15 protein-coding genes are annotated in these 11,568 nt (G+C 37.3%); 10 read left to right on the plus strand and 5 right to left on the minus strand.

Annotated features, from left to right (window positions below; translation table 11 throughout):
• The first annotated feature begins 20 nt into the window (after positions 1-20).
• From spoVAE to spoVIF, 8 genes are all read left to right on the plus strand, one after another.
• A complete protein-coding gene (spoVAE, locus tag CZ487_RS05965; protein ID WP_077211215.1) occupies positions 21-377 on the plus strand; it encodes a stage V sporulation protein AE in 357 nt (118 codons plus the stop codon).
• Positions 378-495: 118 nt separating this feature from the next.
• A complete protein-coding gene (locus CZ487_RS05970) occupies positions 496-633 on the plus strand; it encodes a YjcZ family sporulation protein (protein ID WP_077211216.1) in 138 nt (45 codons plus the stop codon).
• Between the two features lie 254 nt (positions 634-887).
• Positions 888-1,658, plus strand: a complete 771-nt coding sequence (locus CZ487_RS05975) for an SDR family oxidoreductase (protein ID WP_077211217.1) — start codon at positions 888-890, stop codon at positions 1,656-1,658.
• A 53-nt stretch (positions 1,659-1,711) separates the two neighbouring features.
• Complete coding sequence (locus CZ487_RS05980) at positions 1,712-2,278, plus strand: TetR/AcrR family transcriptional regulator (protein ID WP_077211218.1); 567 nt, start codon at positions 1,712-1,714, stop codon at positions 2,276-2,278.
• A 22-nt stretch (positions 2,279-2,300) separates the two neighbouring features.
• On the plus strand, positions 2,301-2,708 hold the full coding sequence (locus CZ487_RS05985; RefSeq protein ID WP_077211219.1) for an acyl-CoA thioesterase: 408 nt from the start codon (positions 2,301-2,303) through the stop codon (positions 2,706-2,708).
• A gap of 128 nt (positions 2,709-2,836) precedes the next feature.
• Positions 2,837-3,613, plus strand: a complete 777-nt coding sequence (locus CZ487_RS05990) for an SDR family NAD(P)-dependent oxidoreductase (protein WP_077211220.1) — start codon at positions 2,837-2,839, stop codon at positions 3,611-3,613.
• Between the two features lie 55 nt (positions 3,614-3,668).
• Complete coding sequence (locus CZ487_RS05995; protein ID WP_077211882.1) at positions 3,669-4,448, plus strand: enoyl-CoA hydratase/isomerase family protein; 780 nt, start codon at positions 3,669-3,671, stop codon at positions 4,446-4,448.
• A 179-nt stretch (positions 4,449-4,627) separates the two neighbouring features.
• On the plus strand, positions 4,628-4,882 hold the full coding sequence (gene spoVIF / locus CZ487_RS06000; RefSeq protein WP_077211221.1) for a sporulation-specific transcription regulator SpoVIF: 255 nt from the start codon (positions 4,628-4,630) through the stop codon (positions 4,880-4,882).
• Between the two features lie 20 nt (positions 4,883-4,902).
• On the opposite strand, the gene CZ487_RS06005 is transcribed toward spoVIF, so the two are convergent.
• The gene (locus CZ487_RS06005) at positions 4,903-7,230 is read right to left on the minus strand and encodes a UvrD-helicase domain-containing protein (RefSeq protein ID WP_077211222.1); all 2,328 of its coding nucleotides are present in this window, start codon (positions 7,228-7,230) and stop codon (positions 4,903-4,905) included.
• A gap of 123 nt (positions 7,231-7,353) precedes the next feature.
• Between CZ487_RS06005 and CZ487_RS06010 the strand changes: the two genes are divergently transcribed.
• The gene (locus CZ487_RS06010) at positions 7,354-7,629 is read left to right on the plus strand and encodes a hypothetical protein (protein ID WP_077211223.1); all 276 of its coding nucleotides are present in this window, start codon (positions 7,354-7,356) and stop codon (positions 7,627-7,629) included.
• Between the two features lie 22 nt (positions 7,630-7,651).
• On the opposite strand, the gene CZ487_RS06015 is transcribed toward CZ487_RS06010, so the two are convergent.
• The 4 genes from CZ487_RS06015 to CZ487_RS06030 form a co-directional block, all read right to left on the minus strand.
• Entirely contained in the window at positions 7,652-8,326 is a 675-nt protein-coding gene (locus CZ487_RS06015) for a DUF421 domain-containing protein (protein ID WP_077211224.1), read from the minus strand.
• A gap of 103 nt (positions 8,327-8,429) precedes the next feature.
• Positions 8,430-8,870 (minus strand): GNAT family N-acetyltransferase, encoded by a 441-nt coding sequence (locus tag CZ487_RS06020; RefSeq protein WP_077211225.1) that lies wholly within the window; start codon positions 8,868-8,870, stop codon positions 8,430-8,432.
• Between the two features lie 2 nt (positions 8,871-8,872).
• Positions 8,873-9,388 (minus strand): YjcG family protein, encoded by a 516-nt coding sequence (locus CZ487_RS06025; protein ID WP_077211226.1) that lies wholly within the window; start codon positions 9,386-9,388, stop codon positions 8,873-8,875.
• Between the two features lie 180 nt (positions 9,389-9,568).
• Positions 9,569-10,300: an alpha/beta hydrolase gene (locus CZ487_RS06030; RefSeq protein ID WP_077211227.1), complete on the minus strand. Its 732-nt coding sequence runs from the start codon at positions 10,298-10,300 to the stop codon at positions 9,569-9,571.
• Positions 10,301-10,488: 188 nt separating this feature from the next.
• Here CZ487_RS06030 and CZ487_RS06035 point away from each other — a divergent pair, with 188 nt between their 5' ends.
• The gene (locus tag CZ487_RS06035) at positions 10,489-11,517 is read left to right on the plus strand and encodes a TAXI family TRAP transporter solute-binding subunit (protein ID WP_077211228.1); all 1,029 of its coding nucleotides are present in this window, start codon (positions 10,489-10,491) and stop codon (positions 11,515-11,517) included.
• Positions 11,518-11,568 lie beyond the last annotated feature (51 nt).

Raw genomic sequence — 11,568 nt, forward strand, 5'->3', positions numbered from 1 at the left:
AAGATTAGGAGGGGTTATGAATGTTACCAATGTTTTTTTGGGCTTTTGTGGTTGGGGGGCTCTTTTGCGTAATTGGACAATTGTTATTTGATGTTGCAAAATTGACTCCAGGACATACATTAAGTTTATTTGTTGTAATAGGAGCGATTTTAGAAGGGTTTGGTCTGTATGAACCTCTTGCAGATTTCGCTGGTGCTGGTGCTACTGTGCCAATCACAAACTTTGGCTACACATTGACACATGGTGCTATGCAGGAAGCAGAGCAGCATGGGCTAATAGGAGTTTTAACGGGGATGTTTGAAGTAACAAGTTCTGGAATCTCAGCAGCGATTGTATTCGCGTTCATCGGTGCACTCCTTTTTAAACCAAAAGGATAATGATAGGAAAGAATCATTTACATAGAATGCCGCAGCCTTTAAGGATGCCTGCCCAAACATTATGGAGCTGCCTCACATATGTTGTAATGAAACCATATAAAGTGAGGTGACTGATGATATGGGCTTTGGATTTGGCGGCTGCGGTTATGGCGGCTATGGCTACGGTGGTGGCGGTTCTTACGGAGGTTCAACTTTCGTATTGATCGTTGTGTTGTTTATTTTATTAATTATTGTTGGAGCTAGTTTCTACAACTAATAATTAAAGATCAAAAAAATGTCGTTTCCATTAGGAGACGGCATTTTTTAATTTATAACCATAAATATGTATAATTCATATTTTTATGAATTTTCTAAATAGTTATTGAATAATTTAATAGAGCCTGTATACTTATAATTAAGTTAATGAACATACTAACCGGTTAGTTAATAAAAAAACAACAGCAAAGTTAAAGTTACATAGGCTTTATGGATTTATCATTTAAGAAATGAATATAGAAAGCAGGGGGATTTATGCACGTTAAAGAACTGTTTGATTTAACTGGAAAGACTGCCATTGTAACTGGAGGAGGCAGAGGCCTGGGAGAAACGATTGCTGTAGGATTCGCTGAAGCAGGTGCAAATGTGGTGGTTTGCTCACGTAAAGTTGAAGCGTGTGAAGAAGTAGCAGAGAAGCTGAGAAGCTTAGGGGTTCAAGCATTGGCACTTAAATGTGATGTTGCGAATCGAGAAGATGTACAAAATGTCGTGGATCAAACGATAGAAAAATTTGGAAGAATTGATATTCTGGTTAACAACAGTGGTGCTACTTGGGGCGCTCCAGCTGAAGAAATGCCGTTAGAAGCTTGGGAAAAGGTAATGAACGTCAATGTGACCGGTACATTCTTAATGAGTCAAGCAGCAGGAAAACATATGATTAAACAAAAGTCGGGAAAAATTATTAACATTGCTTCTGTAGCAGGCTTAGGTGGTTCAGACCCGAAAGTTATGGATGCACTGGGATACAATACCAGTAAGGGAGCAGTCATCACATTTACAAAAGATTTGGCTGTTAAATGGGGAAGACATAATATTAATGTTAATGCGATTGCCCCAGGAGTATTCCCTACGAAAATATCTAGAGTATTAATTGAAAAGGGAAAAGATTACTTCCTTGAAAAAACTCCATTAGGCCGTTTTGGTACTGATGATGACATGAAGGGTGTAGCTCTATTTTTAGCTTCAAATGCTTCCAATTTCGTAACGGGTGATGTAATTGTTGTAGACGGTGGAACAAACGCTTAATGTTTCCTCTGACATATTCCCAGACAATATTCTAAGATTGTGAGGATTATGTTGTGAAGCAAAAAATAACGGAAAGCAGCATCCAATTATTTGAAAAAAAAGGGTTCAAGGAAACATCCATTCAAGATATTGTTGAATCACTCGGTGTAACGAAGGGAACGTTCTATTATTATTTTTCCAGCAAGGAAGAATTACTAATGGATATCCATCTCCAGTTCATAAATGAGCTGCTCAGACATCAGGAAGTAATACTGTCTGATGAAGAAAAAAGCTGCAAATCAAAGCTTTATGACATTATTTTTATGTTGATTAAAAGTATTAAAAAGCAAGGTTCCAGTGCAAAAATATTTAATAGGGAGCTCCAGAATTTAAAAGATGAAAGCGTTTCGAAAATTATTCCTAAGAGGGACCAGTTTCGCTACAACATGGAGGAGATTATTCGCGATGGAATCTATAAAGGAGAGTTTCGTTCGGATTTGAATCCTTCAATCGTAACGTTTGGCATTTTAGGAATGACCAATTGGAGCTATTATTGGTTTCAACCATTTGGTGACATCTCTGATCAAGAAGTCTCTGAAATATTTGTTGAGATGGTTCTCAGAGGTATAGGGGTAGAATGATTTTTATGTTGGGGTGTAGAGTATGCATGAAATTGAAGTTAGGGTACGTTTTTGTGAAACAGATGCATTAGGCCATGTTAACAATGCAAGCTATTTTCAATACATGGAGGAAGCAAGAATTCGATTTTTTGAGGATCTTGGTTATAAAATTGAAGATAAGAGTAAGAACTGGAACTTTGTTGTAGCATCTGTAGGTTGTGATTTTCTTAGTCAAGCTTTCTTTAATCAAAGTATTAAAATCCAGACGTTTGTAAAAAAAATCGGATCAAAAAGTTTTACACTTGAGAACATGATGGTTGATGCTCAAACAGGGAAGCCCATCGCCAAGGGGCATGCAGTTGTTGTCATTTTTGATTTTGAAACTCAAAAGAGTACCAGCATACCGGAGTATTTGTACGAAGGTTTAACTCAATCACTTATCCATCAATAATTTTTTCAATTTTCAATCATCAAGAAGAGAGATATTAATAGTTTAGTAGATGTAAAAAAAGAAGCTGTTACCTGCGATTTGCCGATCATGTTGGGATGATAAAAATTATAAATTTAGGGGTGTAATACATGCGTTTTAATGACAGTATTGCTTTAATAACAGGAGCAGGAAGTGGAATTGGGAAAGCAACAGCTGTTCGATTAGCTAATGAAGGAGCTAAGGTTATACTAGTTGGTCGTACTAGGTCAAAATTAGAAGCTGTAGCAAGCGAAATTAATGAGACGAAAAAAATCCCGATGGCAGAGGTCTTTACTGCAGATGTAAAAGATCCTGGCGATATTCAGGAAATGGCCGATTACGTAAAAGAACAGTTTGGTGACCTTCATGTAATAATTAACAATGCTGGAGGTTCCGCAAATGGAAAAATTTTAGAAGCAAGTGAAGAGATATGGGACCATGCCCATGATCTTAACTTAAAAAGCGTATTTTTAATCTGTCAAAAACTAGGCCGTATTATGGTCGAGGGTGCTGAAAGGGATCAGGGATCACAAAATCGGTCAATTGTTAACGTAGCATCATTGTCGGGGTATAAAGCAGGAGCTCAGTTTGTTCCTTATAGTACATCTAAGGCGGGAGTTATTAGTTTCACAAAAGCTTTAGCTCTAGAGTTGGCTCCACATGGTATTAGGGCAAACTCTGTATCTCCAGGATTCGTTGAGACTCCTCTTACTGAAGGAGGCCTTCAAAACGAAAAGTTTAAGCAGCTTGTTGAGAAGAAGACAGCATTAGGAAGAGTTGCCAAGCCTGAGGAAATTGCTAATATTATTGCTTTCTTAGCATCTGAAGAAGCATCATACATGACAGGTACGGATGCACTTTGTGACGGCGGCTGGTATATTAAATAATTCTATATATATCTGAATCTATAAAGATTAAAAAATTTATAAAAATGGAGTGGTTATCATGAGTCAAGATTTATTAGTGGATATTTCGGAATCGGTTTTAACATTAACGTTAAATAGACCAGAAAGTCTAAATGCTTTCAGTGCCGACATGATTTTAGGAATTACAAATGCTATTAAGGAAGCTCGGACAAATCCAGAAATTAGAGCGATTGTCATTAGGGGTGCGGGAAGAGCTTTTTGCGCAGGCGGTGATGTGAAAAGTATGGGTTCAGGCGGACCAATCAACACATACGATTTTATCGCAAGACTCAACGAATGTATTTTAACGATGAGAGACACTGAGAAACCAATCGTTGCGGTTGTTCATGGATATGCAGCTGGTGCTGGTTCAAGTTTGGCGCTTGCAGCGGATTTAATTTTAGCAGCAGGGGGAAGCAAGTTCGCTTTAAGTTTCGCACAAGTCGGACTTATTTCTGACGGAGGGGGTTCATACCACCTTACAAAATTAATCGGTCCTTATTTAGCGAAACAATTTTACTTCAGCGCGGAGCCGATTCCAGTAGAGAGAATGTACCAGCTGGGAGTGGTTAACGAGATTGTCCCTCAAGAGAATTTAGACGAAGAAGTACGAAAGCTTGCCCAAAAGTTAGCTAATGGCCCAAGCAGAGCCCATGGCGTACAGAAAAAGATCATCAACCGTGCAGTAACGGCCACTTTGGAAGAGGTTCTAGAAATGGAACGCATTTCGCAGCCGCTTATGAACTTAACAGAAGATCATAAGGAAGGCGTTACGGCGTTTAAGGAAAAGAGAAAGCCTGTCTTTAAAGGAAAGTAATTAGAAAAAAAGAAGCAGAACTTCACAGACAATGTGAATTACTGCTTCTTTTGCTTTTAGAGTGACAAATGGCTAATGGACAATGATTGGTTTTTTTAGAAGGTCTATCCGAGAAATCACCTTTTCTTGCTGTTTTCATAGAATGAAAGTAGCTTGAAAAGGGAGGAACAGTTCTAATTATGGATAATCAATTCTTTAAAAATATTGAAAAGAAAACGGGCGTCAATATGAAAGATGTGTTTGACTTAGCCAACTCACTGCAAGGAGCAAATTTTAGTGACGAGAAAACTGTCAGAAATGTAATCAGAAGAGTATCTCAAATTGCCAATAAACCTGTAACAAAAGAGATGGAAAATAAAATTGTCGAATCAATTGTTAAAGATGGAAAGCAGCTGGACTTTTCTACGATTTCTAAAATGCTTAATAAAAAATAAACTGAGAAAAGTCGCTTATGTTAAATCAAGCGACTTTTTTCAGTGGCAGACATTCGAGTTTGGTTAATGGGTGTTAAAAATCTTGATGGATGAGCTTTTTTTCCTCTTCTTCGTTCAGGAATCGAGATATAAATCTGCTCCATAGAGCGTGTTAAGGCGACGTACAGTAATCGTCTTTCTTCCTCAAGAGGTGCTGAATCGCCATTTCTGTAGGAATCAAGAGCATAATCATGAGGGATACTTCCATCCACACAGCCAATCAAGTAAACAATCTTGTATTCTAAACCCTTTGAACGGTGAATCGTGCTTAAAGTGATTACATTTTCTTCTGTTTTCCGTGCGCTTTTTATTTCTTTGTTCATGGCTGTCATATGATCGACATGATCAAGAAACTCTAAAATAGAAGAGAACCCTTTAGCAGCTACCTTTAAGTCACGAATGTCATCAGAACCTTTATCAAGTTTATTTCCCTCATTGCCCCGTTTTTTGATAAAATCTCCAAAGCCCAAGTCTTTTTCAATTTTTTCAATTGCATCAACAGGGGGGAGGTTCTGTAAAGAACGAATAACAGGAAGCAGCTTTTTAAGTTTTCGTTCTTGAAACGCATACCCAGTCTTTGCTGTACTGAGACATTCAAGGATGGAGCAATCATTAAGAATGCTTTCCGCTTTTATGTCCTGCAAAATGCTTTGTTTTACAAATAAAGCTGGAAGAATGGCACGGACCGCATGATGGTCATCTTCATTTAGTGAAAGCCTCAAGAATGACAGCATGCCCTTTACAAGAAATCGCTCATAAAACGGTTCAATATCCAAGTCAATCTTGAATGGGAGACTCGAATTCGTCAGTCTTTCGAAGATAGCCCGACTGCCCGTATTGATTCGAAAAAGAATAGCAAAATCACTTGGCTGATATCCGCTTTCAATCTTTTCCTGGATATCATTTACGATCATGGTGGCTTCTTCTTCCTCGTCATAGGGGTGGAACATTAAAGGTGGTTTCTTGTTTGAGAACTGTGCAGTCATTTTTTTATCTCTGCGCACTTTATTTTTCGTAATAATTCTGTTAGCAGTCGTTACAATTTCATGTGATGAGCGGTAATTTTCATTTAAGATGACAACCTCAGCATTTGGAAAATCTTTTTCGAATTGAAGCAGGTAATTGGGGTCGCTGCCTCGAAATGAATAAATAGATTGATCATCATCCCCAACCGCACATATATTCTTCGATTTTGCTCCCAGCATCTTAATTAATTGGTACTGTACTTTATTAATATCTTGAAACTCGTCTATGAGAAAGTATTGAAAGCGATTTTGATATGTTTCTAGAAGGTTAGGGTTTTCCTGAAAGAGTTGAAAGCATCCAATAAGCATATCATCAAAGTCAAACATTGTCTGTTTTAATTTCATTTGCTCGTAATAATTATAAAGATGAGCAACTTTTTCTTCCCAAGATGAAGTTGGCCGGACATGCTTTGGAAGAATTAAGGAGTTTTTCCAAAAGCCAATTTGCTGCAGCGCAAGGTCATAAGCAAACTCTTTTTCATCCAAATTCAGCTCTTTCCCACCATCTTTAAGGATTAACTCCTTCTGCCAATCTTTTTTTAATAATTTTTCAGAATGCCACTTTTCACGATTATGGAAAAATAGTATTCGATAAAAGATACTGTGAAACGTTCCAGCGACGAGCTGTTGAACTTGTGAGTTTTTCAGGTTTGGATAAGACATCAGTCTATTCTTCATTTCGGTTGCAGCTTTTGCAGTAAAGGTGACTAGCATGATTGTCCTTGGATCGATATCATGTTCAGTTAGAATAAAGGCCGTTCTGGTTGTCAATACACGAGTCTTCCCGCTTCCAGCACCTGCAACGACAAGCATGGGGCCAGCCGTATTGGTAACAGCCTTTAGCTGACTTTGATCTAATTTAATAGCATGTTCTTCTAGCAGTTGAATATAAGGTGTACCTTCTTTAGGTGGACTGGGTTTGGTTTCCTCCTCAAAGGCCGGAATTTCCTTAACATGCTTAGCTTGTTTAAAGGCTTCTGGTTGAGGAGCGGCCGTGATTGAACGGGAGACAGGCATTTTAAAACCGTTTCGTTCAACATACTCAGTTTTCACTTTAGTTTCTTCATTCGCAACGTTTTCTAGCTCATCCTGACAAGCTGTATCATTTTTAATTATATGGTAAAAATGAGGCTGTTTCTCGATACCTAAATACAAACGCACTTTTTCTCCACAAACAGGGCAGTGAAGATTTCCTTTTTTTCCTGCCAAATAAAGTTCTTGATACTTTTCTCTATGTAATCTATTGATATGAATGCGTTCCTTGTTGTATATCACTGTTTTCATACTATATCCCCTTTAAAAAGATAAGACAAAAACAATGATATCAAAACGAATACATATACTAAAGGGAAATTAACGAAATGTTTGTATTTACCTTTTAGTATCGAAACGATGGAGGTGTGGAAAATGGGTTATATTGCTCCAGTTCCAAACTACCAATACAGTCAATATGCAGAGAGAGAGGTCAATCAGAAATATGATCCGTTTCGTTTTGTACCTATTGACCCGACAAAGGCATTATCAAATGGAAATCATTCAATCATGCTTAAACGGGAAGAGAGCAGAACGAAAACGAATCATAAAAATAAAGCTGGAATAAAAAAAGTAAAGACTCAGAAAGTCATCGATAAAATTTACAGTGAGGTTACAGGGAAGGGAGCACTTTTTAATGAGTCAGTTTAAACATATGCAGAGAAGGAAAAGCTTAATGCTTTTGCACATGTAATGGTTTTCCTTCCTGCCACTCTGCATATAGAACTTCTTTTACGGAATGTACTCCGTTAGATTTCAGTTCTGATAATAATTTTGTTGTATCCCAATTGATCATCTTTAAATTATCAAATAGTATTTCCCCATCGAGTACGACTGTGACAGGCAAGGTTACGGAATTTAAAGGGAGGTTTAAATCTGCCGCCGTAACAGAGGCAAAATTGGGTTTCTTTAATACGCTTAGCTTACCGTCCGTCTCTAAAATAGCATATTCACATTCTGTCACGGAAAAGATGTCCTTCGATCTTAATAAATGCTGCAGCTGGTTTAAATCAAGATGCGCTCCTTTTAAGATCTTATAGTCAATCTTCCCTTTGCGTATCACAATGGAAGGTTCTCCCTCCAGCACTCTTCTAAACTTCCTTGATTTCTGAGTAATCATCTCCGTGCTGAAAATCAGTAATCCCCAAATTGCAACTGCAAAAAGGACTTTGCCGATTCCAGTCTCATTATCGTATAGGGCATTACCAACCAATTCCCCTAAAACAATGGCTGAAATAAAGTCAAACGCAGTAATTTGAGTGATTTGTGTTCTTCCTAACATTTTCGTTAAGAGCAGAAGAGCAAAGAAGCCAAAAACCAATTCAATCAGAATCTCGAAAAAATCCATTGTACTTAATCCCCACTTTTGTATAATACATCTAGTCCTAGTATGGTCTTTCTCTAATTAGAATATTGATGAAATCAAAAAACAAAAGAACTTGATCACGCGATCAAGTTCTTTTAACTTCATATATATTTTTAACCATCGTCTTATGCGGGATTCCAGCATCTAAAAATTCATCCGATACCACATCATAGCCAAGGTTGGTATAAAATGGGATCGCGTGAGTTTGTGCATTTAATTTTAACTTTTCTATTCCTGTTTCTTTTGCGTATTCCTCAATCTTCATCATAATGGCTTTTCCTGCCCCTGTACTACGCTTATCTTTAAGCACACAAATTCTTTCTACTTTCCCTGCGCCTTCTACCACTCTGAAACGTCCCGCACCAATTGGTTCATTATGATCATAGGCTACAAAGTGCTTTGCTTCATTTTCTAGCTCGTCAATTTCTTCTTCAGGCGGTACATTTTGTTCCTCAACGAATACGATCTTTCTTACGAAAAAAGCATCCTCTAATTCTTGTTGATTTTCTACGATTTTAACTTCCAATTTTATGATTCCTTTCCAAGTCGAAATGTTTCAAATACGGTCCATGAGCCATTTTCTAATTGATACAGCAGATGGAAACGGTCAACTAATTCGTAATGATCAACCTGCTGTAATTTTAAAGAACCATATACATCAGAGTGTTCATCATTTGAAAGCTTTTGCCCTACAGTAATATGTGGAACAAAATTATATTCAGGGTTTTGACCTCCTAATGATTCATAAATGGACTCATGTAAATTGATAATTTCCTTTGTTGGTTCAATTTTCATATAAATGACGTTGTTAACCGGCTGAAATGAACTATACTTGGTTACATGTATTTGGAAAGGCTCAATTGTTTTTGCTGCCAAATTACACTTTTTAGCTATTTCTTTCCCGTCAATTTCCCCAGCTTCAAATGAATTAGCTAAAGTGATATGGGGTGGAATTAAGGAATAATGGGGGTCATACCTTTTTCGGTAAGAGTTAGCTAAATCTTGTAATTGTTTTGTTGGAAAAATGACAATTCCATATTTCATAGCGTAACCTCCTGTTTTATTTACAATTTACTTCTTGAATCTGATAATAGTTAATCGTTATTATATCAAATTTTCTAAATATATTGTATATGGATTTGGAAAGCGATTCATCCTATATTTGTTTACCCCAAATGTACAGGGAGCATTCTTAACAAAGGGAAGAGTTTATACTAACGCTAGCTATTTTACTGAAATCATCTTTTTTAAAATACGTTTTAAATCTGGCTGCCAGTATTTCCAAGTGTGATTTCCGTCCATTTCCTCATAAAAATAAGGAAAAGCCTTGCTTTCGATAACCACATTCGCTTCTCGGTTTGGTGAAAGAAAATCTTCTATGCTATTATTGGTTGTCTTCACTTCAGTTTCTTCTTTCCCAATTGTATGATAGATGGAGATTAAATGCGGTTGATCAAAATCCTCAATCATTTCTAAGACTTTTTCATTAATAAAAGGGGATTGTAATATCACTTTCCCGAAAGTATTAGGGTATCGAAGTGCTGTCATAAGAGATACTGTCGCAGCTAAGGAATCACCTATTAAAGCACGTCCTCCTCCCATTTGATAAGTTGGGTATTGCTCATCTAAAAAGGGCACTAGTTCATGAGCTAAAAAGCGGATGTAAGCATCATTTTGGCTTCCGTTTGGATGATACTTTTTTCTGCGGTCCTGAACATCTTTATAGGGGACCCCAATGATAATCACATCATCCATTTCATTTTTATAGATTAGCTCATCGGCCACACGCCCGATTCTGCCGAACTGGAAATAATCCCGTCCATCCTGAGCAATTAGAAGATTATATTTCTTTAGCGGCGTAAAGGCAGCAGGAAGATACACAAGAAAAGGGATGTCCTCATCTAATTCTTTGCTGTACAAACTGTTGTCATTAATACTGCCTTTTGGAAATGGCATATTCATCCCTCCAAGTTTTAGATAAATGGTCTGTTAAAATTTTAGCATACGTTCCCACAAATGGCATGTAATGGGATTTTGAGGAAAAAAACATAATATATGTAATTAGTCATAATATTTGACATTTAACTATAGACTTGTATAAAATTAATAACGGTCAAATAGATTAATTTAAAGGGGGAAAAAGTATGAAAAAGAAACATTTTCTTCTCGTAACTGCTCTTTTGCTAGCGCTTTCTATGTTTTTGGCAGCTTGTGGAGGCGGTTCAGAAACTGAGGAAGGCACCAACACAGATAATGGCGGTGGAGAAGCAGAAGGTACTGAAGAAACTGCTGAAAAACCAGATTTTCTTAGTATTGTAACTGGCGGTACAGGTGGTACATATTATCCACTTGGCGGTTCATTTGCTAACATGGTTACTGATGCTACAGGTATTCAAACAACAGCTGAAACATCAGGTGCTTCTGCAGAAAACATGACGACATTAAAAAATGGTGACGCAGAGATTGCATTCAGCCAAACAGATATTGCTTCATATGCTAAAGAAGGTAAATTAATGTTTGAAGGCAATGCAGTTGAGAATGTTCAAGCAATTGGTACTTTATATCCAGAAACAATCCAAATTGTAACAACTGCAGATTCAGGAATCACATCTGTAGAAGATTTAAAAGGTAAGAAAGTATCTATTGGTGCTCCAGGGTCTGGCACAGCGGCAAACGCAGAACAGATTTTAGAAATCCACGGCTTAACATTAGATGATATTGAAAAGCAAGACCTTTCATTCGATGAGTCTACTGCGGGAATTCAAGATGGAAACATCGATGCAGCATTCGTTACAGCAGGTACACCAACTGGATCTGTTGAAGGACTATCTGCTACGGAAGATGTTGTGATTGTACCGATTACACAAGAAAAAATTGATGCTTTAATCGAAAAATATCCTTATTATGTTAAAGACGAAGTTCCTGCTGGAACATATGGATTAGAAGAAGCAGTAACAACTGTAGCAGTTCAAGCGATGCTAGTAGTTACTGATTCACTTTCAGAAGATGTTGTTTACGAAATTACAAAGGCTATCTTTGAAAACCTTGATAAAGTAACACATGCTAAAGGTGAAGTAATTAAAGCTGAAAATGCAGTAAATGGAGTTGGAATCGACATTCATCCAGGTGCACAAAAATACTATGATGAAAAAGGTATTACTCCTGCACAATAAATTTGCGGTATAACCACAAAAAATATGACCGGCTGTAAGACCTGAATTAGG

It is taken from the genome of Robertmurraya dakarensis (assembly GCF_900156875.1).
GTDB lineage: Bacteria > Bacillota > Bacilli > Bacillales > Cytobacillaceae > Robertmurraya > Robertmurraya dakarensis.